The 22,722-nt window shown below is 68.4% G+C and carries 19 protein-coding genes; 7 read left to right on the top strand and 12 right to left on the bottom strand.

Annotated features, from left to right (window positions below; all coding sequences use genetic code 11):
* Position 1: 1 nt before the first annotated feature.
* Genes nrfD through AWC25_RS04100 form a run of 4 tightly spaced genes read right to left on the bottom strand, consistent with a single transcriptional unit; the run spans position 2 to position 6,348 of the window.
* Complete coding sequence (gene nrfD / locus AWC25_RS04120) at positions 2–1,087, bottom strand: NrfD/PsrC family molybdoenzyme membrane anchor subunit (protein ID WP_069399362.1); 1,086 nt, start codon at positions 1,085–1,087, stop codon at positions 2–4.
* Positions 1,084–2,067, bottom strand: coding sequence for a 4Fe-4S dicluster domain-containing protein (locus AWC25_RS04115; protein ID WP_069399439.1), 984 nt, complete (start codon positions 2,065–2,067; stop codon positions 1,084–1,086). Before AWC25_RS04115 ends, nrfD begins: the two co-directional genes overlap by 4 nt.
* On the bottom strand, positions 2,042–5,428 hold the full coding sequence (fdh, locus tag AWC25_RS04110; RefSeq protein WP_232326921.1) for a formate dehydrogenase: 3,387 nt from the start codon (positions 5,426–5,428) through the stop codon (positions 2,042–2,044). The genes AWC25_RS04115 and fdh overlap by 26 nt, the downstream gene beginning before the upstream one ends.
* Before the next feature lie 23 nt (positions 5,429–5,451).
* Positions 5,452–6,348 carry a fructose bisphosphate aldolase gene (locus tag AWC25_RS04100; RefSeq protein WP_069399438.1) on the bottom strand — a complete coding sequence of 299 codons (897 nt, stop codon included), beginning with the start codon at positions 6,346–6,348 and terminating at the stop codon, positions 5,452–5,454.
* Positions 6,349–6,518: 170 nt separating this feature from the next.
* Between AWC25_RS04100 and AWC25_RS04095 the strand changes: the two genes are divergently transcribed.
* From AWC25_RS04095 to AWC25_RS04080, 4 genes are all read left to right on the top strand, one after another.
* Positions 6,519–7,145, top strand: coding sequence for a TetR/AcrR family transcriptional regulator (locus AWC25_RS04095; protein WP_069399437.1), 627 nt, complete (start codon positions 6,519–6,521; stop codon positions 7,143–7,145).
* Between the two features lie 9 nt (positions 7,146–7,154).
* Positions 7,155–8,366, top strand: coding sequence for an acyl-CoA dehydrogenase family protein (locus tag AWC25_RS04090; RefSeq protein WP_085166395.1), 1,212 nt, complete (start codon positions 7,155–7,157; stop codon positions 8,364–8,366).
* Between the two features lie 10 nt (positions 8,367–8,376).
* Positions 8,377–8,808: a hypothetical protein gene (locus AWC25_RS04085; protein WP_069399436.1), complete on the top strand. Its 432-nt coding sequence runs from the start codon at positions 8,377–8,379 to the stop codon at positions 8,806–8,808.
* 167 nt (positions 8,809–8,975) lie between these two features.
* Positions 8,976–10,220 (top strand): MFS transporter, encoded by a 1,245-nt coding sequence (locus tag AWC25_RS04080; RefSeq protein ID WP_085166394.1) that lies wholly within the window; start codon positions 8,976–8,978, stop codon positions 10,218–10,220.
* Here the strand turns inward: AWC25_RS04080 and AWC25_RS04075 are convergent.
* The 4 genes from AWC25_RS04075 to AWC25_RS04060 form a co-directional block, all read right to left on the bottom strand.
* Entirely contained in the window at positions 10,153–11,274 is a 1,122-nt protein-coding gene (locus tag AWC25_RS04075; RefSeq protein WP_211281017.1) for an LLM class flavin-dependent oxidoreductase, read from the bottom strand. The two genes, AWC25_RS04080 and AWC25_RS04075, sit on opposite strands and share 68 nt — an antisense overlap.
* A gap of 13 nt (positions 11,275–11,287) precedes the next feature.
* Positions 11,288–12,682, bottom strand: a complete 1,395-nt coding sequence (locus AWC25_RS04070) for an NtaA/DmoA family FMN-dependent monooxygenase (protein WP_069399357.1) — start codon at positions 12,680–12,682, stop codon at positions 11,288–11,290.
* 20 nt (positions 12,683–12,702) lie between these two features.
* Positions 12,703–13,902 carry an LLM class flavin-dependent oxidoreductase gene (locus AWC25_RS04065; RefSeq protein ID WP_069399356.1) on the bottom strand — a complete coding sequence of 400 codons (1,200 nt, stop codon included), beginning with the start codon at positions 13,900–13,902 and terminating at the stop codon, positions 12,703–12,705.
* Positions 13,903–14,190: 288 nt separating this feature from the next.
* Positions 14,191–15,294: an LLM class flavin-dependent oxidoreductase gene (locus AWC25_RS04060; protein WP_085166392.1), complete on the bottom strand. Its 1,104-nt coding sequence runs from the start codon at positions 15,292–15,294 to the stop codon at positions 14,191–14,193.
* A 113-nt stretch (positions 15,295–15,407) separates the two neighbouring features.
* Here AWC25_RS04060 and AWC25_RS04055 point away from each other — a divergent pair, with 113 nt between their 5' ends.
* Positions 15,408–16,625, top strand: coding sequence for a GNAT family N-acetyltransferase (locus AWC25_RS04055; RefSeq protein ID WP_085166391.1), 1,218 nt, complete (start codon positions 15,408–15,410; stop codon positions 16,623–16,625).
* Between the two features lie 21 nt (positions 16,626–16,646).
* On the opposite strand, the gene AWC25_RS04050 is transcribed toward AWC25_RS04055, so the two are convergent.
* Positions 16,647–17,579, bottom strand: coding sequence for an alpha/beta fold hydrolase (locus AWC25_RS04050; protein ID WP_085166390.1), 933 nt, complete (start codon positions 17,577–17,579; stop codon positions 16,647–16,649).
* A gap of 119 nt (positions 17,580–17,698) precedes the next feature.
* Between AWC25_RS04050 and AWC25_RS04045 the strand changes: the two genes are divergently transcribed.
* Positions 17,699–18,664, top strand: a complete 966-nt coding sequence (locus AWC25_RS04045; protein ID WP_085166389.1) for a 2-hydroxyacid dehydrogenase — start codon at positions 17,699–17,701, stop codon at positions 18,662–18,664.
* A gap of 8 nt (positions 18,665–18,672) precedes the next feature.
* Here the strand turns inward: AWC25_RS04045 and AWC25_RS04040 are convergent, their stop codons facing one another.
* The 3 genes from AWC25_RS04040 to AWC25_RS04030 all read right to left on the bottom strand — a co-directional run bounded on the left by AWC25_RS04040 (position 18,673) and on the right by AWC25_RS04030 (position 21,205).
* Complete coding sequence (locus tag AWC25_RS04040; RefSeq protein WP_085166417.1) at positions 18,673–19,371, bottom strand: ABC transporter permease; 699 nt, start codon at positions 19,369–19,371, stop codon at positions 18,673–18,675.
* Between the two features lie 65 nt (positions 19,372–19,436).
* Positions 19,437–20,399 (bottom strand): aliphatic sulfonate ABC transporter substrate-binding protein, encoded by a 963-nt coding sequence (locus tag AWC25_RS04035; protein ID WP_069399351.1) that lies wholly within the window; start codon positions 20,397–20,399, stop codon positions 19,437–19,439.
* Positions 20,396–21,205 carry an ABC transporter ATP-binding protein gene (locus AWC25_RS04030; protein ID WP_276048752.1) on the bottom strand — a complete coding sequence of 270 codons (810 nt, stop codon included), beginning with the start codon at positions 21,203–21,205 and terminating at the stop codon, positions 20,396–20,398. Before AWC25_RS04030 ends, AWC25_RS04035 begins: the two co-directional genes overlap by 4 nt.
* A 300-nt stretch (positions 21,206–21,505) precedes the next feature.
* On the opposite strand from AWC25_RS04030, the gene AWC25_RS04025 reads away from it, so the two are divergent.
* Positions 21,506–22,705, top strand: coding sequence for an MFS transporter (locus AWC25_RS04025; RefSeq protein WP_244899457.1), 1,200 nt, complete (start codon positions 21,506–21,508; stop codon positions 22,703–22,705).
* Positions 22,706–22,722 lie beyond the last annotated feature (17 nt).

The raw sequence follows: 22,722 nt of genomic DNA, 5'->3' as shown, positions 1-22,722 counted from the left end.
CTCAGCGGGCGGTGGTGATCGAGTCGTCGGTGATGCCGGCCGCGCGCCGAGCGGCCAGCCGCCGCTTCTGCGGTTCGATCGTGTAGCGCGGGTCCCGGGCCGATTCCTTGCCGGCCTCGAACACGCCGAAGCGGGTCAGGGCCGACGCGGTCAGCAACGCCAGACCCGACGCCGCCGCCACGCCGCGGTGCCGGCCGGCCAGCAGTGTGCCCAGTCCCCCCGCGACGGCGAGGCGTTCGCTCCAGCGCAGCATCCGCCCGGGCTCGCCGTGATGCAGCGGCTCCGCGGCGACCGGGTCCATCCGGCGTTCCATCAGTTTGGTGGCGACGAGGTCACCGGCGACACCGAGCACCGCCAGCGTGCGCGCCGGCCCGGCCTCGGCGACCGGGGTGGTGATCATCGCCAACCCCGAGGCGGCCAGGCTCGCCGAGCTGACGAATACGAACGGCAGGTCCTTATGCATGGCATTCCAGGTCGGAGTCGCGGTGTCGCCCAACAGCACCGCGGTGTAGACCGCCAGCGGGGCGGCGAAGGCACCCGCCGCGACCCCGGCCGGCGCCTCGACGGTACGCAGCACCGGACGCAACGGGCCCAATGGGATTCGCTCGCCGGTCATCTTGTCGATTTCCGCGACGGCCGCCACCCCGATGCCGCCGCTGAACAGGCTGAGGATCCACGAGCCGATGCTCATCGGCGACGTGAGCTTGATGGTGCGCAGCATGTTGACGAACCGCTCGGGCCGACCCAGATCCAGCACCAGGGCGACCGCGCCGAGGGCCACCGCGATCAGCGCGGACAGTCTGGTGTTGCGGCGCAACGTGTTTCGGCCGGTGAACTGCGCACCGGCTGCCAGCAGGCCGGATCCGCCGGCCACGCCGCCCAGGAACAGGTAGGCCGCCACCTCGTGGCCCCAGGGCGCGGGCTTGACCACCGGACGCCCGTAGTAGGAGGTGAACTCGGCGTCGGGCACCATCGGCATCTCGCGGGAGCCGTCATTAACGCCGCGTCTGTTGCCGCGCTTCCCTTTTCGGCGCTTGCCGCCCGTGGGCTGCGGCGGCCGGAAGCTGTCGAATTCGGAGGTGCTCACCGATTCCTCCAGAAGGCCAACGCGGCCGCACCGATCATGCCGGCCGCCGCGATGCCGGCCCGCCTGAACATGGTTGGCAGGTCGGCCGTGCACACCCGGGGGTCGGGGGGCAGGCCGTAAATCTCGGGCTCGTCGAGCAACAAGAACACCGACCCGGTGCCACCGACGCCGTCGTCCTCGTTGGCGCCGTAAAGCCTTGCCTCCGTGCGTCCCTCGGCGTGCAGTTGGGCGACCCGCTGCCGCGCTTGGACCACCAACTCGTCGTGATTGCCGAATTTGATCGACGTGGTCGGGCAGGTCTGCGCGCAAGCGGGCGTCTGGTCTTCGACCAGCCGGTCGTAGCACAGCGTGCATTTTTGGGCGACCCCGGTGACGAATTCCTCCTTGGGCCGGCCGGGGCGTTCCACGGGCGTCGCGTAGGTGCCGTCGCTGCGCCGCTCCACCACGCCGAACGGGCAGCCCGCCACGCAGGTGCCGCAGCCGTTGCAGACGTCGTGCTGCACCACGACCGTGCCGAACTCGGTGCGGAACAGTGCCCCGGTGGGGCACACGTCGAGGCAACCGGCGTGCGTGCAGTGCTTGCACACGTCCGAGGACATCAGCCAGCGAAACTCCGGGGTGTCCGGCGGCCTGAGATCGGGCTCGCTGTCGACCTGTCCGGCCGAACCGGGCATTGCCGGCATCCCCAAACCGATGAGCGCACGGCCGGATTCGCGCGCCTCCTTGATGCGGTCTCGTCCCTGTTCGATGAAGGCCACGTGCCGCCAGGTGCTCGCACCGAGCGCGCCGGTGTTGTCGTAGGACGAGCCCAGCAGTTCCAGCTCGCCGTCGCGCGGGTTGCGGTTCCACTCCTTGCACGCCACTTCGCAGGCTTTGCAACCGATACAGATCGAGGTGTCGGTGAAAAAACCCTTGCGCGGCTTGGCATCTGACCAACCAGCAGCCACGGCCGGGTCACTCGGTCCGGTCAGCTGGCCCATCGGCGTCCTTCCTGTGCTGGCCACCCGCGGATTCGAGGGCGTCCCAAACCTGCGGCGTGACTCGTACATTGTCCGTCTCGACCGTGGCGCCGGCGCGGGACTGGTATTCGGCCACCAGCCGCAGCAGCGCCTCGCCCTGCGGCCGCCGGCCGGGCCGGATGTCGCAGGACCCCGCCTTGGACTCCTGGATTTGCACATTCGGGTCGAGGGTGATGCCCAGCAAGTCGTTCGCCGCGTCCCCGCTGACCACCGCGTCGTTGCCCACGCCCCAGTGGTAGGGCAGCCCGATCTGGTGCACGGTGTGGCCCCCGATGCGCAGCGGGGTCATCCGCTCGGTGATCAACACTCGCGCCTCGATCGCCGCACGCGGCGAGACGATGGTGGCCCACCCGTAGGGCTGCAGACCGCGTTCGTCGGCCAGCTCCGGTGAGACCTCACAGAACATCTCCGGCTGCAATTCGGACAAGTAGGGCAACCATCGGCTCATCCCTCCCGCGGTGTGGTGCTCGGTGAGCCGGTAGGTGGTGAACACGTACGGGTACACGTCGACGCCGGGGTCCCCCGCGCTCGGCGCACTCAGATTGTCCTTGCGCGGGAACATGATTCGCGAGGGACTTTGCTGTTGCGGGTAGAGCGCGTTGGCGACCGGCGACTCCTGCGGCTCGTAGTGTGTGGGCAGCGGACCGTCGACGACGCCCTTCGGGGCGAACAGCCACGCCTTGCCGTCGGCCTGCATCACGAACGCGTCGTCGCCGGCCAGCGCGTCCGGTCCGCCGACGTCGGGGTCGGGGCGACTGCCCGGTGCGCGGTCCACGACGAAGTCGGGCTGGTCGTAGCCGACCCAGCGGCCGCTGCCGCCGGCGGCCTCGGGATCCCACCAGACGTACTTCTTGCGCTCACTCCACGGGCGGCCGTCGGGGTCGGCGGAGGCGCGGTTGTACAGGATTCGCCGGTCCTCCGGCCAGGCCCAACCCCACTCCGCCTGGTTCGGGCTGGTGCCGCCGTGCGGCACCCGGCGGGCCGACTGGTTGGCGCCGCCGGCGTATACCCCCGCGTAGATCCAGCAACCGCACGCCGTCGTCCCGTCCGCGCGCAACTCGTTGAACGAGGAGACCGGCCGGCCGGCGTCCGGCCCGGTGAGGTGATGGCCGTTGTATTCGGCCAGCACCGCCTCGCTGTCGATCTCGCCGTGCTCATCGGTCGGGTAGTCCCACGTCAGGTCCAGCAGCGGCCGGTCGCGTTCGTCGGTCGAACCCGCCAACCGCTCCTTGATCCTCCTGCCGAGCTCGTAGAAGAACTCGAGCTCGCTTTGGCATTGGCCGGGCGGATTGACGGCCTTGTGCCGCCATTGCAACAGCCGTTGCGTCTGGGTGAACGACCCGGCCTTCTCGACGTGGGTGGCCGCCGGAAAGAAGAACACTTCGGTCTCGATGTCCTCGGTCTTCAACTCGCCGGACGCGATCTCGGGGCCGTCCTTCCACCAGGTGGCCGACTCGATGAGGTTAAGGTCGCGCACCACAAGCCATTTCAGGTGCGCCATGCCCAGCCGCTGCATCCGGCCGTGGGCCGATCCGACGGCCGGGTTCTGGCCCAACAGGAAGTAGCCCTCGACCTCGTCGTCAAGCATCCCCACCACGGTCTGGTAGGTACCGTGCGGTCCGGACAGCCGCGGCAGGTAGTCGTAGGCCCAGTCGTTGTCCGCGGTCGCCGCGTCCCCCCACCACGCCTTGAGCAGGCTGACCAGGTAGGCGTCGGCGTTGGCCCAGAAGCCTTTCTGGTCCTTGGAGCCCACCCCGTCCAGGTAGTCGGCGAGGGTGTTGTGCGCGCCCGCCGACGGCATCGGCAGATACCCGGGCAGCAAGTTGAACAGCGTCGGGATATCCGTGGAACCCTGGATGCTGGCGTGGCCGCGCAACGCCATGATGCCGCTGCCGGGGCGGCCGACGTTCCCCATGAGCAGCTGCAAGATCGTTGCGGTGCGGATGAATTGGGCGCCGAGGGTGTGTTGAGTCCACCCGACGGCATAGGCGAAGCAGGTGGTGCGCTCGCGGCCGGAGTTCTCGACGATGCTGCGGGCGAGGTAGTCGAAATCCTCGCGGCTGATGCCGCACAGGCTGGTGACCATCTCCGGGGTGTAGCGGGCGTAGTGCCGCTTGAGGATCTGGAACACCGTCCGCGGATGCTGCAGGGTCTCGTCGCGCAGCACCCGGGCGTGCGCCAGCGCGGGGCCGCCCATGCCGTGCTGGTCGCCCGCCGCGCGCGCCGAGGCCGACGAGCCGTGCTCGTGCCGGTCGTCCGGGCCGGCGATGCCGTGTTCGGCGCCGTCACCGTCGGCGGTGGCATACGCCCACGTCGACGGGTCGTACTGCCCGGTCGCGGGATCGAAGCCGGAGAACAAGCCGCCGAGGTCCTCGGCGTCCCGGAAGTCCTCGTTGATCAGGGTGGCCGCGTTGGTGTAGGCGACCACGTACTCCTTGAACCACAGGTCGTTGCGCAGGACATGGTTGATCAGCGCCCCAAGCAGCACCACGTCGGAGCCCGCCCGGATCGGTATGTGCTTGTCCGACACCGCCGAGGTGCGAGTGAAGCGCGGGTCGACATGAATCAGCTTCGCGCCGCGCGCCTTGGCTTCCTCAACCCATTGGAATCCCACCGGATGGCACTCGGCCATGTTGGAACCCTGGATGATGATGCAATCGGCGTTGGCCATGTCTTGCAGTGGTTGGGTGGCGCCACCGCGCCCGAACGAGGCTCCCAGACCGGGAACCGTGGAGCTGTGTCAAATACGAGCTTGGTTCTCGATCTGAATCGCGCCGGCCGCGGTGAAGAGTTTCTTGATCAGGTAGTTCTCTTCGTTGTCCAGCGTCGCTCCGCCGAGGGCGGCGATCCCCATGGTGCGCCGCAGCAGGTTGCCCTTCTTGTCGATGTCCTGCCAGGTGTGGCGGCGGGACTCGAGGAAGCGATCGGCGACCATGTCGATCGCGGTGTCGAGGTCCATGCGCTGCCATTCGGTCGCCCGCGGCGCCCGGTAGAGCACCTCCAGCTGGCGCCCCGGCGAGTTGACCAGCTGCTCACTGGCCGACCCCTTGGGGCAGAGCCGGCCGCGCGAGATCGGCGAGTCGGGGTCGCCCTCGATCTGCACGACCTTTTCGTCCTTGACGAACACCTTCTGGCCGCACCCCACCGCGCAGTAGGGGCACACGCTCTGCACGACCCGGTCGGCCGTCGTGGTGCGCGGCGTCAGCGCGCGGGTGTGCTTGGAGGTGACCGCCGGGCCGCGACCGAACACGTCGCCCGACCGGAACTGACGCAGCGCGGGCCATTCCAAAACGATCTTCGGCGAGGGCAGCTTTCTAGGCATGACCAGCAGCCTAACGGTCGAACCTAAGTGATGGACGCCACGTAGATGTCCTCGATATTGGATGCGAGTTTGGCGTCGAATTCGGCGTCGCTCTGCTGGGCGGTCAGCCCCTCCGTCAGGGCCCGCGAGAAGCTGGCGATCAGGTCGTGGTTACGGCTGAGCACCTGGCAGCTCTCGGCCAGACTGTAGCCGCCGGACAGCGCGACCACCCGCAGCACCCGCGGATGAGCGATCAGCGGCGCGTACAGATTGTCCTCGTCGGGCAGGGTCAGCTTGAGCATGACCTGCCTGTCGTCGGGCAGCGTGTCGAGCCGGGTGTGCAGCGCGGCGACCAGCAGATCGTCCGCTTTGGGCTTGTCGGGACTGTGGATGCTGACCTCGGGTTCGATGATGGGCATCAGGCCGCGGGCGGCGATCTTGTCGGCGTACTCGAATTGCTGTTCGACGACGGCGTCGATGCCCTTCTCGTTGGGTTCGTGAATGAACGAGCGCATCTTGGTGCCGAAAATGCCCTTGCCGACGGCGCGCTCGAGCAGCGAGTCGAGCTTCGTCATCGGCTTCATCAGCTGGACGCCGTCGATGACGTTGTCGGCCTCGCTGAGCCCCTGGTCCACCTTCACGAACGGCACGATGTGCTTTTGCTTCCACAGGTACGCGGCGGAGTCCTCACCGTTGATGGTGCGGTCCATGGTCTGCTCGAACAGGATCGTCGCGATCACCTTGTCGCCGGAGAAGCTCGGGCTGGCGATCAGCCGGCTGCGCATCTGATGGATCAAGTCGAACATCTGCTCGTCGCCGTCGTAGGCGTCCTCGCCAATCCCGTACAGCTTGAGCGCTTTCGGTGTGCTCCCGCCGCTTTGATCCAGAGCGGCGATGAAGCCCCGTCCCGACGCCATCGCGTTGCGCTGCTCTTCGTTCATTGCGATGTTCATTGCGATCCCTCCGTCGTCGCTCGGCGCGGGCCGGGTGCCGGACCGTGCGCCCACGCCCCAGCATTGCGCACCGCCGGCCGTTCCGGCTACCGCCGGTCGGTACGGCCGCCGCCGGGGACGGGTTTGCCAACCCCATGGTGAGTGAGTACTCTCTCACCATGGCTGATTCGGGACGCGATCGCCTGCTGGCCGAGGCGCTGAAGCTGTTCGCCGCCAAGGGTTACGCGGCCACCTCGGTCGCCGACATCCAGCGGGCGTCGGGGCTGGCTCCGGGATCGGGCGCGTTGTACAAGCACTTTTCCTCCAAGCGGAAGCTGCTCGAGGCCGCGGTGACGCACCGGATCGACAGCATCGTCGCGGCCCGCGAGCAGTACGACGCCGGTCAGCCGGGCAGCGTCGAGCAGGCAGTGCGCACGGCGGGCCAACTGATCTGGAGCAATTTGATGCACAGCGAGGATTTGCTCAAGGTCATGCTGCGCGAACCCGAAGAGCTCGGCGACCTCGACGAGAAAACCTGGCAGGTCATCACCGACAACGCCTATCAACGGTTCGCGGACGAACTGACGGCGACCAATCGCGCCGGCCGCACCAGCATTCCCGATCCCGAGGCCGCGGCGGCCGTGGCGATCGCGTCCCTGTCGTATGCGGCCACGCTGCGGGCACTGTCGGGCCGCCTGCCGGGCAACGTCGACGAGGACCGCTACTTCGAGGCGTGGGTCGACCAGACGGTCAGCGTCCTCGCCCAGCACACCAATACCGAAACCACCGACCGCAACCGCCTTTAGGAGCCAACCGTGACTTTCTCCCTGCAATTGAGCGACGACGTGATCGCGGTGCGGGACTGGGTGCACCAATTCGCCGCCGAGACGATCCGGCCCGCCGCGGCCGAATGGGACGAACGCGAGGAGACCCCCTGGCCGGTGATCCAGGAGGCCGCGAAGGTTGGCCTCTACTCCCCCGATTTCTTCGCGCAGCAGGCGGCCGAGCCCACCGGGCTGGGCTTTCTCACCGCCTTCGAGGAGATGTTCTGGGGTGACGCCGGGATCGCGCTTTCCATCATGGGCACCGGGCTGGCCGCGGCGGCGTTGGCGGGCAACGGAACTCCCGAACAGCTGGGTGGTTGGCTGCCCGAGATGTTCGGCACCACCGGCGACCCCAAGCTCGGCGCATTCTGTTCATCGGAACCCGACGCGGGGTCGGACGTCGGCGCCATCCGCACCCGAGCCCGCTACGACGAGGCCAGCCGGGAGTGGGTGCTCAACGGCACCAAAACCTGGGCGACCAACGGCGGTATCGCCAACGTGCACATCGTGGTCGCGTCGGTGTATCCCGAACTCGGCGCGCGTGGTCAGGCGTCCTTCGTCATTCCGCCGGGCACCAAGGGTTTGAGCCAGGGCCAGAAATTCAAAAAGCACGGGATCCGGGCTTCGCACACCGCCGAGGTGGTCCTCGACAATGTCCGGTTGCCCGAAGATTGCATCCTCGGCGGGCGGGAGAAGTTCGAGGCCCACATCGCGCGGGTCAAGTCTGGCGCGTCGACGGGTGGGCAAGCCGCGATGAAGACGTTCGAACGGACCCGGCCTACCGTCGGCGCCATGGCCGTCGGGGTGGCCCGAGCGGCCTACGAGTACGCGCTCGACTACGCCTGCCAGCGTGAGCAATTCGGCCGCAAGATCGGCGAGTTTCAGGCGGTGGCGTTCAAGCTGGCGGACATGAAGAGCCGGGTCGACGCCGCGCGGCTGCTGGTGTGGCGGGCCGGATGGATGGCCCGCAACAACCAGAACTTCGACTCCGCCGAGGGCTCGATGGCCAAGCTCGTGGCCAGCGAGGCCGCGGTCTACGTGACCGACGAGGCCATTCAGATCCTCGGTGGCAACGGCTACACCCGGGACTATCCGGTGGAGCGGATGCACCGCGACGCGAAGATCTTCACGATCTTCGAGGGCACCAGCGAGATTCAGCGCCTGGTGATCTCGCGGGCCCTGACCGGGCTGCCCATCCGCTAGTTTGAGCATCATGAAGGGTGCGCTCGTCGCGGCAACCGGGATCATCGTGGCGGGCTGCTGGATCGCCAGCTTGACCACCGAGCCCACGGCCGCGGCGGACAATCCGGCCTGCACGGCCTCGACGTGTGCGTTCCTGTCCCCGTCACGCACCATCAGCTGCGAGATCGACTACCAGCGTGAGCCCGCGGTGGGCGACGAGGCCTACTGCCAGACGAGTGATCCGCCGCAGTCGGCGCGGCTGTCCGCGGCCGGCGTCGTCACCAGCTGCACGGGGGTGTCCTGCCTGGGCAACGCGGGCGAAGGCACACCCACCCTGGCCTATGACCAAACCGCCGGTCTCGGCCCGTTCAGTTGCACGTCGAAGCCCGACGGAGTCACCTGCACCGTGTCCTCGGGCCACGGCTTCACAATCGCAGCGGCGGGTATCAAGACCCTCGGATAGGGTTGCGCGCCAACCGGATCCATCCCCCGCCGCAAATGTGAAACGCGGTAGCGCACCGGCACTTCGCTTTTTGTCTTTTCTGACGACGTAAACCGTCCCGGCCCCAATAGTCCCGCGCGCCCGCTCCGTATCCCTTCATGCAGGTATCCGCGTTAGAAAGGCCGATCATGCCCCGCGCCGTATCGACCAGAGTCGGGCTCTATTTCGGGTTGCTCCAGCTCGTCTTGGGGCTCGCCTGGGTGGAATACGTCATCTACCTCCCGCGCCTGGCGGCGCAGGCCGGCATCAAGCCCGGCCTGGTCGGCTGGCTGTTGGTGGTCGATCAACTCATCTTCGCGGTGTGCGATTGGGCCGCCGGTGCGGCGACCGACCGGGTGGCCCGGGTGATCGGGCGGGTCGGCCGGCTCGTCGCGGCGCTGACGGCGATCTCGGCGCTGGCGTTTTTGCTGCTTCCCTTCGTATCCCGTTCCAGCGCACCGTTATTCGTCGCCCTGATCGTGGTGTGGGCCATCACGTCCGCCGCGTTGCGCGCGCCGTCGCTGACACTGCTCGGGCGCTACACGCCGCCCGGCCGGCAACCCTGGGTGTCCGCGCTGTTCGTCGCCGGCGGGGGCCTGGCCACCGCCTCGACGCCGTTGCTCACCGAACGCATCGCGGGATACGACCCGCGGATTCTGTTCGCCGCGTCGGCCATCGCCGTGTTGGTCGTGACGCTGTCGATCGTCTGGGCCGAAAGGCGCCTCGCCCATTCGGCGCCACGTGCACCCGAGCGCACCGAGTTCTCCCCGGGCCTGCTGGTCACGTTCTTGGCGGCGGTGTGGTTGGCGCAGACCGGCTTTCAGTTGCATAACTCGGTCAACTCGCCACTGTTGTTCGCCAAGTTCGCCGGTCCGGGCCAACATCGCGGCCTGTTGTTGGTGTTCTGGATCGGCTTCGCGTTGTTCACGCCGCCGGCCTCGTTGCTGGTCGCCCGGTTCGGCGGTGCTCGCGCGACACTGGCGGGGTCCGTGGTGGCCGCCGTCGCCGCCGCTACCGCCGCACTGGCCAGCAACGTGGTCTTGCTCGCGACGGCCCAATTCATCTGCGGCGCGGCCTGGGGCGCCGTGATGGTAGGCGCGGTGGTTGCGGCGTTGGCGATCGGCCGCCGCGGCAGGGCGGGCACCGCAGCCGGGGGCCTGTTCGCGGCGGTCGCACTGGCGACGATGACGCGCATCGCGCTGGTCACCGCGCACGGTGATCGGCTGCCCGCGGTGGCCTCCGCGTTGCCCTGGCTCCCGGCGGTGGCATGGCTGACGGCAGCGCTGCTGCTCCTGCCGGTGCTGTCCGCCGGACCACGCCGCGCCCCTACCGGCGGGCCCACTCCTCGGCCAGCAGCCGGTAGGACCGCACCCTGTCCCGGTGGTCGTGGGTAATCGTGGTCACGATCAGTTCGTCGGCCTCGGTCGCGTCGCGCAGCCGCTCCAGCTGGTCGGCCACGTGCGCCGGGGATCCGACGAATTGGGTCTCGACCCGATCCGCGACCAGCGCGCGCTCGGCGTCGGTCCAGCGGTGTGCCCGCGCCGCGCGTGGCGTCGGGAACGGGATCGCCCCCGCGCCGGTGCGGATGCTATGCACCCACAGCCCGTACCCGGCGGCCAGCTCGCGAGCGGCGGCGTCGTCGTCGGCGACGACGACATCGGCCGACACCGCGACGTAGGGCCGGCCGAGCTCGGCGGAGGGCCGGAACGCGGCCCGGTAGGCGTCGACCGCGTCCAGGATCGACGAGGGGGCGACGTGGTAGTTCGCGGCGAACCGCAGCCCGCGGCGGCCGGCGACGGCGGCGCTCTCGCCGCCGCTGCTGCCCAGAACCCACACCTGCAGGTCGGCACCGCCGCCGGGCACCACATGCGCCTCCTCACCATCGGCGGAGTAGGTGTCCGCGATCAGCGCCAAAATGTCGTCGACCTGCTCGGCGTAGCCCTGCGACTGTGCGCCGGGCAGTTGCAGCAAAGCTTGCTGCAGTGCGAAGCGCGGTGAGGCCAGCAGCGGCCCCGGGTCGAACGGCGCGGGTATCTGCAATCCGGTGGAGGTGCGTCGGTTGCTCGCCGGTCGCGGTGCGATCGGCCCGGCGGATCTCGGCTCGCGCGGCTTACCGTTGGAGCGCCCGAGGCCGAGGTCGAACCGCCCGGGGTACAACGCGTCGAGCAGTCCGAATTCCTCCACCGTGGCCAGCGCGGTGCGATGTCCCATCTGCACCGCGCCCGAACCGAGCCGGATCGACGTGGTTTCGGCCGCGGTCAGCGCCAGCAGCACGGCGGGGGAGGTACCGGCGACACCGGGATTGAGATGGTGTTCGGCGAACCAATACCGAACGTAGCCAAGGCTTTCGGCGTGCTGAGCCAGGTCGATGCTGTTGCGCAGTGCCTGAGCCGCGGTCGATCCCGACGAGATAGGCACCAGGTCGAGAACCCCCAGTTGCGTGGTCACCGCGCGCGGCCCGTCATGAGGCCACCCCGGTCGAGGCATTCGAACTCCCAGACCGCCGCGGGGCCGGCAGCGGGGCCAGGCCCAGGTGCTCGCGCAGCGTGGCGCCGGTGTAGTCGGCGCGAAACACTCCCCGCTCCTGAAGCAGCGGCACCACCCGGTCGACGAATGGATCGAGTCCGCCCGGCGTGATGTGCGGGACGAGGATGAATCCGTCGCTGGCATCGGCCTGCACGAAATCGTTGATCGTCGCGGCGACGGTCTGGGGTGAGCCGATAAACGACTGGCGCCCCGTCACCTCCACGATGAGGTCGCGTGTGGTCAGGTTCTCCGCCTCGGCCTTGGCCCGCCACTCGTTGGCGATGGCGATCGGATCGCGGAACATGCGGACGCTGGCCCGGCCGCGTGAGATGGCGTGCTCGCCGACCACCGGATCGACGGTGGGCAACGGCCCGTCCGGGTCATGGTCGGACAGGTCCCGGTTCCAAAGTTGCTCGAGGAACTTGATCGCCGTTTGGGGCGACACCTGGGCAAGCCGGACCTCGTAGGCGATGTCGGCGGCTTCGGCATCGGTGTCGCCGATCACGAAGGTCGCGGCGGGCAGGATCAGGAGGTCGTCGCGTCGGCGACCGTACCGGGCGAGACGGTCCTTGACGTCTTCGTAAAACGCCTGTCCGGCACCGAGAGTGCTGTGCCTGGAAAAGATTGCATCCGCGGCGGCCGCGGCGAATTCGCGGCCCTGCTCGGAGTCGCCGGCTTGGAAGATCACCGGCCGGCCCTGGGGACTGCGCGGAACGTTGAACCGGCCCCGGATGTCGAAGTGCGCGTCGCGGTGGTCGAACGCGCCGGCCTGCGGGTCGGATAGGAACACCCCGGTCTGTTTGTTCGCGTCGATCTCGTCGCCGCGCCAGGAGTCGAACAGTTCGTGGGCGGTCTGCAAGAACGTCTTGGCCCGCTCGTATCGTTGGTCTTCGGCCAGGAAGCCGCCGCGCCGAAAGTTCTCCCCGGTGAAGGCATCCCACGAGGTGACGACGTTCCAGGCGGCCCGGCCGTTGGACAGATGGTCCAGGGAGGCGAATTGCCGAGCCACCTCGTAGGGCTCGTTGAAGGTCGAGTTGATGGTGCCGGTCAGCCCGAGCCGGTCGGTCACCGCGGCGAGCGCGGCAAGGATGGTGAACGTGTCGGGACGGCCCACCACATCGAGGTCGTAGATCTGGCCGTTCTGCTCACGCAGTCGCAGCCCCTCGGCGAGGAACAGGAAATCGAACTTGCCGCGCTCCGCGGTTCGGGCGAACTGCGCGAACGAACTGAACTCGATGTGACTTCCGGCCGCCGGGTCGCTCCACACCGTCGTGTTGTTGACGCCGGGGAAATGCGCGGCGAGGTGAATTTGCTTGATGGGCTTGGGCATTCGAAGGTCCTTCGGCTATCTCAGGCGGTCGCGTACCGGTTATCGGGCCGGGGCAATCCGAGCAGCCCGCGAAGTGTGCTCGCGCCGTAGCTGTCCCGGAACCGCCGCCGCCGGCGCAAGTGCGGTACCAACGCTTCGGTAATCTGGATAAGGTCATGGGGCAGTGCGGCGGGCCGTAGCCGGAACCCCGAGAGTCCGGCCGCGTGCCAGTCGGTCAGCAGGTCCGCCAGTTGCTCCGGCGTCCCGACGAAAGTTTCGGCGTCGCTGTGGTATTCGCTGCCGGCGCGGGCGTCGAGTCGGCCGCGCCGGGCCTGCGCCGTTGCGGCAGAGTCGTCGAGGAATACCAGCAGATCCGCGAAGACATGTACGGGGTCCGTCCGGGAGCCGCGGCCGAGCGCACCGATCTCGCCGGTGATGTCGGCCGCCTGCGTCGCGGTGCGCGGGGTGACGAAGCCGACGTCGGCGCCCTCGGCGATCAGTTGATAGGACGCGGTGCCGTGTCCCAGCGCGGCGACGATCGGCTGGCCCTGGGGTGGGCGCGGCGTGATCGAGGGGCCCTTGACCGAGAACCATCGCCCCGCAAAGTCGATGTAGTGCAACTTGTTCCGGTCGATGAACCGTCCGGTGGCGACGTCGCGGATTTCGGCGTCGTCCTCCCAGCTGTCCCACAGCCGGCGCAGCACTTCGACGTAATCGGCGGCCTCGGCCAACAATTCGTTGATTTGCCGGGCTGCCGCGGGATCGTCGACGGCACCGGCGGACACGTGACGCAGCGTGCGGCGCCCGAAATGCGCGGCCACGTCCTGGCGGCCGGACACCGCGATACTGACCCCGGCCCGTCCGGTGCTGACATAGTCCAGGGTCGCGATCGACTTCGACAGGTGGAACGGCTCGGTGTGGGTCACGATGGCCGTCGGTATGAGCCCGATTCCCTTGGTGTGCGGCGCGATTCGGGAGGCGATGAGTACCGCGTCGAGGAGGCCGCGGACCCGGTCGGTGCGGTTGTCGGGCTCCGAGGGGTCGTCGGACTGCAGTGCCAGTGCATCCTCGATCGTCACGAAGTCCAGGGTCGCGCGTTCGGCCGTCGTGATCAGGTCCGCCCAGTAGCCCGCGCTGAACAGGTCCTGGGGACGGGCGTCGTCCTCTCGCCACGCCGCCGGGTGCCAGCCGGCACCGTTCAGCGCTACGGCAAGGTGGATGAAATTCGACGAATCGGGCATCGGCGGAACCGCTTTCGTGATCGATGCGACCGGATCCCCCGGCGGGGTCGTCCGTTGGTGCTAGCTAGCCGCCGCGCACGCGGGGCGTGCCGGCGGCCGACAACACTGCGCAATCCGCATCGGTGCCTCCCGCCGTTTCGGCTTGTCGCTGCCGCTGCGCCCAACTGTAGTCAGGACGACGGGATCGCGCCGGGGGCCGCGAGCGCCGCACCCGCCCGCTACGCAGCGGCGGCGTTGAAATCATGCGGATCGCAACTGGTGCCCGGCGGGCCCCCGGGCGTGTTCCCGCTACGCCGAGGCGCGCCGGCGATCCTCTTCGGCCAGCAGCGGGCGGACACCCTCGGCGAACCAGTACGCCTCCTCCAAATGCGGGTAGCCGGAGAGGATGAATTCGTCGAAACCCAGCGAGTGGTATTCGCGGATCAGGTTGGCGACTTCTTGATGGCTACCCACCAGCGCGGTCCCGGCACCGCCACGGACCAGGCCGACTCCGGCCCACAGATTCGGATAGATCTCCAGCTTGTCGAGGCGCCCGCCGTGCAGTGCCGTCATTCGCCGCTGGCCCTCGGATTCGGATTTGGCGTGCAGCGCCGTGGCTTTGCGAATTTGCTCCGCGGTCAGGTCGGCGAGCAACTGGTCGGCGACGGCCCAGGCCGCCGCGGAGGTGTCGCGGCTGATGGTGTGCAGTCGAATCCCGAACCGGATCTTGCGGCCCCGCGCGGCGGCCTCCGCCCTGACCTTGTCGATCTTGGCCGCGGCGGCCTGCGGCGGCTCACCCCAGGTCAGATAGACATCCGCGAATTGGCCCGCGATCGGCAGGGCGGCGGGCGACGAGCCGCCAAAGTAGATCCCGGGCAGGGGATCCGGCGGGGCCGACACCCGCGCATCCTCGACGGTGTAGTACTTGCCGGTGAAGTCGACCGATTCTTGCGTCCACACCGAGGTGACGATTTCGAGGAACTCGGCGGTGCGGGCATAGCGCTCGTCGTGACCGAGGTAGTCGCCGAAGCGGCGTTGCTCGGCATCGTCGCTACCGCTGACGACGTTGAGCAACACCCTGCCCCCGGAAAACCGTTGCAGCGTCGCGGTCTGCTGCGCGGCCAGGGTCGGCGGCACCAACCCGGGTCGAAACGCAACCAGAAACTTCAGCTTCTCGGTCTCGGCCAGCAACGCGGCCGAGGTCAGCCACGCGTCCTCGCACCAGGTTCCCGTCGGCGTCAACACGCCCTCGTACCCGAGCCGGTCGGCCGCGCGAGCGACCTCGGCCAGGTAACGCCGGCTCGGTGCGCGATACCCGGTGGGGAGATCGCGGTTCGACGAAGCATGCGACCCGCCGACGATCGAACGGCTGTCGCCGGTGGTCGGCAGAAACCAGAAAAATTTCGGAGCCATCAATCGCCAAGCTAGGGGTCGGACGGGCGGAGAACAAATTGGCTCCGCGGCCGGTCCGCGGCGGCTTGCGGGGAGATCTTTGCCCGCCGTAACCCGCGCGACATGATTGCCCAATGACGATCGAGATCCGCGTTCTCGACAGCGAAGCAGACCTGGTGGCCGCAGCCAACGTGTTTCGCGCGGCGATGGTGGGCTTCCCGCCCATCTCTGATCTGCCGCCCGGCCAGATCACCAAGCTGCTGGACCCGGGCCGGACCATCGGCGCATTCGTCGACGGACAACTGGCCGGCACCGCCGACGCCGTGACGAGCACGATGACCCTGCCCGGCGGCGCCGTGGTGGAGCACGCCGCCGTGACCCACATCGGGGTGCTGCCGATGTTCACCCGCAGAGGCATCGCCACCGGCCTGATTCGCCATCAGCTTCACGACATCGCGGCACGCGGTGAGGTGGTGGCCTCGTTGCGGGCGTCGGAGGCCACGATCTACGAGCGATACGGCTACGGCGTGGCCAGTTCGGCGCAAAGCGTTGAGATTCAGACGGCGCGGGCGGTTTTTCGCCCCGGTGTCGGTTCCGGCGGTCCGGTCCGGTTGTTGTCGGGTGCCCAAGCCTGGGACCACCTGCCGCGCATCTACGACACGCATCGTCCGTCGCGGCCGGGCACCATCGCCCGCCCCGCCGCCTGGTGGGAGGGGGTTCGGCTGCGCACCGAATCATCCTCGGGCGCTTGGTACGTCGCGGTGCACGGCGCCCCCGGCGCCGAGTCGGGATTCGTCCGTTACCGCCCGGTCGACACCGAGAGATGGTTCGTCAGCGACCAGCGCACCATCGTCGTCGAGGACTTCTTCGCCCCCACCGCCGACGCGTATCTCGGTCTGCTGCGCTTCCTGCTCGGGCTGGATCTCATTGATCGGGTCAAGTTTTGGATGCTGCCAGTCGACGATCCGCTGCCTTCGTTGCTGGTCGATCGCCGCGCGGTCGCGGTAACCGCGATGCTTGACGAAACGTGGCTGCGTATCGTCGACGCCGAGCGGGCACTGGCGGCACGCACCTACGCCGGAGACGGGACCGTCACGATTGCCGTCAACGATCCGTTGCTGCCCCGGAATTCGGCGGCCTTCGCGATCAGCGGCGAGGGTGCCGAGCCGACCGCCCGGCGGGCCGATGTACGCGTCGGCATCGAGGGCCTGGGCGCCGTGCTGCTCGGCGGCGCGACCTGGCGCAGTCTCGCCTTGGCCGGGCTGGCGCGGGCCGACGACGAGCACGCGTTGGCCGTAGCCGATCGACTGTTCGCGGTGCCCGGCGCCCCCCACGCCGGGACGTTCTTCTGAACTCGATCTTGCTCGGATGCCTCAGGGCGCAGCACGCTGCATCACCAGACGCACCCCGGCGACGACCAGGTCGGGCTGGTGAATTTGGATGAAGTGGTCGCTGCCCGTCGCGATCAAATGCGGTGTCTGCGGTCGCAGTCCGATCAGCGCCGACGTGCCGCCCCGCCACGCGTCTTCCAATTGCGCGCTCTGTTCGGCCGAGACGGTGCCGGGAACCGCGAACGGCTCAGTCCGGGTCAACACCACGGTCGGGACGGGCGGGAACGGCGGTGCCGCGGCAACCTGCGCGACGCTCTTGTCGATGTCGATCACTTCGAACGTGGGCGCAGTTGCGAACTGCGGCAACGGTTCATCCAACTGCTGGCGGTAGACCGGCCAGGCCGATCCCAGCAGCCCGGGTATCTCGGCGCCGAAGGCGTCCACGAACACCACACCTCTCACCTGCTCGGGGTAGGTCTGCGCGTAGAGCCGGACGAACAGCCCGCCCAACGAATGCCCGGCCAGGACATACGGCCCGGGGATATGGGCCGCGGTCAGCAACGCATGCAGGTCTTCGACCACGTCGTGTGCGGTACGTGGCATCGGGACCGGGGAACTGCGGTCGGTGATGCTCGGGTCGGGGTAGCGCAGCGTGCCGGGCCGGTCGTAGGCGCAGACGCGATGCTTGTCGGCCAGCGCCGGCAGCACGGCCGGCCCAACCGCCGGCGCGGCGGCGTCGGACTGGCCCCAGGGATCCGACGAATTGTGATAACCCGAGTCCAAAATGACTGTCGGCGAACCTCGCCCGTGGCATTCGAGGTAGAGGTGGCGTCCGTTGCCGATCTCGATCGGGCCGGCGAAGTCACCACCACCGGAGGCCGATCCGCCGCGCTGGTATGCCGCGGAGCAGCCCACCAGCACCGCCAGCAGCACGACATACATGCCGGTCTTCCAAAGCTCCCACACTGGCCGCATCGCGCTATTGTGCGGGCAGCCGGCGTCTGTGGCGGCATAGGGACGCTATTGCGACGACGGCGAGTCGCCGCCGAGCGCACGTTTTCCGCGGGCCGGCGACGGCGGGAGATAATGCACGGATGACGGTCAAGAAGGCAGACGACGTGTTGCGGATCGGCATCTTCGAACCCACCCTGGAGCGAGAACTGTCGGCGCGCTACGAAATCGACTCGCTCCCTGCGGGTCCGGAACGGGCGCGGTTTCTCGCCGAGCACGGCGCACGATTTCGCGTGGTGGTGACCTCGGGCCTGGGCGGTGTCGACGCCCACACGATGGCCGCGCTGCCGAATCTGCGGGCCATTGTCAACAACGGGGCCGGCGTGGATTCGATCGATCTGCAGGCCGCGCGGCACCGGGGTATCGGCGTGAGCAACACTCCGGATGTGTTGTCGGACACCGTCGCCGACACCGCGCTGGGGCTGATCCTGATGACGTTGCGCCGTTTCGGGGCCGCCGATCGCTACGTGCGCGCGGGCCGCTGGGCGCGCGAGGGGCCATTCGGGTATGCCAGAGATGTCAGTGGCCTTCAGGTCGGCATCCTCGGACTGGGCCGGATCGGTTCGGCGATCGCAACTCGGTTGCTCGGATTCGACTGCGCCGTCGCCTATCACAACCGGCACCCGAAGGACGGCGTGCCCTATCGTTACGCCCCGTCACCGCTCGAGTTGGCCGAGTCGGTCGACGTGCTGGTGGTTGCCACCTCGGGTGATGCCGCGACTCGCCATCTGGTCGATCGTCGGGTACTGGAGGCATTGGGCCCCGAGGGTTATCTGATCAACATCGCGCGCGGCAGCGTGGTGGATCAGGACGCACTGGTCGAGCTGGTTGCCGGCGGCGGCCTGGGCGGGGCCGGACTGGACGTGTTCGCCGATGAACCTCGGGTGCCGGAGGCGCTGTTCGAGTTGGACAATGTCGTGCTGTTCCCGCACATCGGCAGCGCGACGGCCCGCACCCGCCGGGCGATGGCGCTGCTGACCATCCGCAACCTCGAGAATTACCTGAGCACAGGCGAATTGGTGACACCCGTACTGCGTCCCGGCAAATAGCGCCTCCGCTACCGCCGACGCAGCAGCCGCCGCTCAACCGCGCCCAGTATCACGTCGCTGAGCTTGCCCAGGCCGGCCAATAGCGTGATGGCCAGCAGCATGATGTCGGTGCGGCCGGTGTTCTGGCTGTCGATCAGCAAGAACCCGAGGCCTTTCGACGACGCGATCAGCTCGGCGGCGACCACGAACAACCAGGCATTGGCCAGGCCCAGCCGCAGGCCGTTGATCAACTCCGGGGCGGCGGCCGGCAACATCACCGTCGCCAGCAACGAGGCACCGTGCCGCCCGTAGGCCCGGCCCACCTCCAGCAGGTGCGGTTCGACATGGGCGAGCGCCGAGGCCGTCGTCGTGTAGACGGGAAAGAACGCGCCGATGGCCACCATCAGGATCTTGGGTGTCTCGTCGATACCAAACCACAAGAGCAGCAACGGGACCCACGCCAAAGACGGCACCGTGCGAAACGCCGCCACCGTCGGCGCCAGCAATCTGCGCGCGATCACCGATAACCCGACGAGCGAGCCGAGGCCCAGCGCCGCGGCCGCACCGATCAGGTAGCCGGTCAGCACCCGTGCGCCACTGGCCCGCAGATGCGTCCACAGCTCGCCCCGCCGCAACAAGCCGGCCAGCGCGGCCACCACGTCCCCGGGCGGCGGCAATTGGCTGGGTGCGAAAAATCCCGTCACCGCCGTGGTGAGCTGCCAGATCACCAACAGCAGGACCGGAACGACCAAGCCCGTCAACGTGGCCGGCAGCTTCGCCCGCCACCGCGGCGTCAGTGGGCTTGCTGGATGTACTTCGGCTCGATCAAGGTGCTCAGCGCGCTGCGGCCGGCGGCGTCGGACTTGATATCGGAGTCGGCGACCGCCAGCGGTTCCACCCGGGTGAGCACCTCCCACTGCGGCGCGCCCGGTACCGGGTCGATGTCCACCAAGGTGCGGGTCAGCTCCTCCTGGGCCACGCTCAACGCGATGTTCGCTTGCGAGGCCAGCAACGCCGCCAGCGCGTCGGGATGTGTCTTCGCCCATTTGCGGGCCTCCTCATAGCTGTCGACCACCGCCTGGACGGCTTCGGGGTTGTTGGCGATGAAATCCTCGCGAGCGTTCAAGAAGCCATACGTGTTGAAGCTGGGATTGCGGTAGATGAACCGGGAACCGGATTGCTGGATGGTTTGCGCAATGAACGGGTCCAGCCCGGACCAGGCATCGACGTCGCCGCGCTCCAGGGCGGTCTTGCCGTCGGCATGCTGCAGATTGACGATTTCGATGTCGCTGGGCGACAGGCCGGCGGTCGAAAGTGATTGCAACAGAAAGAAGTACGGATCCGTCCCCTTGGTGACGGCGACCTTTTTCCCCTTCAGATCGGCGACCGAGTTGATCGGCGAATTCTTGGCGACCAGCAGCGCCGTCCACTCGCCGCCGGCGTACAGGTCGATGGCCTTGATCGGCGCGCCGTTGGCCCGCGCCACCAGGGCGGCGGAACCCGCGGTCGACCCGACATCTAGGGCCTTGGACCGCAACCCCTCGTTGGCCTTGTTAGAGCCGGCCGAAAGCACCCAGGTGACGTGGTAGCCGCGGTTCTCCAGTAGGTGCTGATCGCGCACCACCAGGCTCAGCGGACTGTAGTACGCGTAATCCACGCGAAGATCCTTCGACGCCGCGCCGCCGGTCGAACCGCAACCGGACGCGATGACGGTTCCGGCGACCGCCAAAAGAATTGTCAGATAACGGGATTTCATAGACCTTTCGTCTCCTCTGTGTTTGCGGCCCGCGAGCCGGAACCGCGTCGGGCGACGCCGAGTTCGCCGAGTAATTCGTCACGGAGCGCGGTGATGCGCGGATCACCTCGATCGCGTGGTTTGGGGAGCGCGATGTCGTGCGCCGCGGCGATGCGGGCGCCGCCACCGGCGTCGGTGCGCAGGATCAACACCCGGTCACCGAGGATCACCGCCTCATCGACGTCGTGAGTCACCAATACCGTTGTGGTGCCTGCCTCTTGCTGGACCGCATCGAGCAGGTCCTGCATTCGTAGCCGGGTCAGGGCGTCCAGCGCGGCCAGCGGCTCATCCAGCAAAAGAACGCGGGGTTGTCGCGCCAAGGCCCGCGCCAGGCCGGCCCGCTGGGCCATGCCGCCGGAGACCTGCCGGGGGTAATGGTCGGCGAACTCTGCCAATCCGACGACCTCGAGCCAGTGCCGCACGGTGGCGGCACCGTTGGTCCGCGCCGTCCCGGGCGGCAAGCCGTATGCGACGTTTGCCGACAGCGACCGCCAGGGCAGCAGGCGAGGCTCCTGAAAGACCATGGCGCACCGCGGATCGACACCGACAACCGCTTCGCCGTCGATGTCGATTCGCCCCCCGGTGGGGCGGTCAAGGCCGGCGATGAGCCGCAGCAGTGTGGACTTGCCGCTGCCCGAGGAACCAAGCAAGACCACGAGCTGACCGGGCTCGATTTCCAGGTCGACGTCGTGAAGCACGGTGTGCGTTCCGAAGGTGCGGTCGACACCATGCACAGACACCCGGGCCGGCGCCGGGTTGGTCGACATCACCCGGGGCAGCCTAGGAACGGTGTCGGCAACCCACTAGGTTTGTCTCGGTCGTGATTCAAACCCGCTCCGGCTGGGCAGACTTCGATCTGACAATCGGTGTTGCATCCCACACGGGAATAAGCATTTGAGCCGCGCCGCTCTGCACGCAGGACGGATGCCCGCGAAAGTCCCTGTGGCGATGGACTTCGAGGAACCGGCGCTGTGGCCGACATCACCGCAACTTGCAGTTTCGACCGTTCTGGCGTGCGAATAGGGGAGGAAGCAGTGTGCAGGGCCAACGTGGCGGTGGTGCATGGGGTGGACCCGCAACCGGTCACCCCGCACCAAGGTGACGGACATGAGGGGTCGGGGCTGCTGTTCGGCTCGGTGTTGGCGGTCCTCCTGGCGACCGGGTGGGTGGCCAATCACTTCGTCGGGTTGATTCCCGTCCTCAGTGCCCGCGAGCATCTCGGTCGCTCCACTCTGGATGCCATCTTCGCGATCTACGCCGTCGGACTGCTTCCCGGGCTGATCATCGGCGGCCGCGCCTCGGATCTGCTGGGCCGCCCGTCGGTGGCATGGGCGGGGTCGATCACGTCACTGGCCGGCACGGTCGCCATGTTGGTCTCCCAGCATGCCGACGTTCTGCTCGCCGGCCGGCTCGTGGTGGGAACCGGTGTGGGACTGGTGATTAGCTCGTGCACCGCATGGGCTTCGGACATGAGAGGCCCGGCCGGGGCGGGTGTCGCGGGGGCGGTCTTGACGACGGGCTTCGCCGTCGGCCCCTTCGTTGCCGGCGTGTTCGCCTCGGCAGGACGGTCGGGACTGTGGCAGTCGTTTGTGATCGCCGCCGCACTGATCGTCCTGGCAACCATCGCCGCGGTGGTTGCGGCCCACCGCGCACCCGCGTTGACGGTAGCTACCCGGTCCCGCGTCGAGCCGGCCGCCCAGCGGCGCGGGATCGGCCAGGCGCTGAGTTGGGCACTGCCGCTGGCGCCTTGGGTCTTTTCCTCGGTGACGCTGGCCTTCGTCACCATCCCCGCACACGTGCACACCGGGCTGGCCGCGCCGCTGGCCGCGGGCACCGCAGCGCTGATTGCCAACGGTGTCAGCGGCGCGACTCAGCTGGTCGCCCGCGCGCGCCGGTGGGGACCGCACACCGGCGTCGTCGGCGCCGTATTGGCCGCGATCGGCTACGGGGCTACCGCGGTGGCGTTGCCGACGATGTCCCTGGCGGTCGCGGTGCCGTTGCTGGTGATCCTGGGGTGCGCCTCGGGTCTGCTGTTGCGCGAGGGCCTGATCGACCTGGAAGCCGCTGCGCCGCAACGCCTGCGCGGCGCCCTCACCGGAGCCTTCTACACGGTGAGCTATCTCGGTTTCGGCCTGCCGATGCTGTTGAGCACCGTCGGGTCCGCACGACCCGACGCCACCATTCTCGCTGTGCTGGCGGTGCTGGCATTGGCGGCGGCCGCCGGCCGGGCCACCCGCCTGCAACGAGACAGCCACCGGCGCAGCTGATCTCGCCGCGTCGCAGA

The organism is Mycobacterium sherrisii (assembly GCF_002102355.1).
Classification (GTDB): domain Bacteria; phylum Actinomycetota; class Actinomycetes; order Mycobacteriales; family Mycobacteriaceae; genus Mycobacterium; species Mycobacterium sherrisii.
The sequence above is the reverse complement of the archived record's forward strand: the minus strand, read 5'-3'. Positions and strand labels throughout refer to the sequence as shown.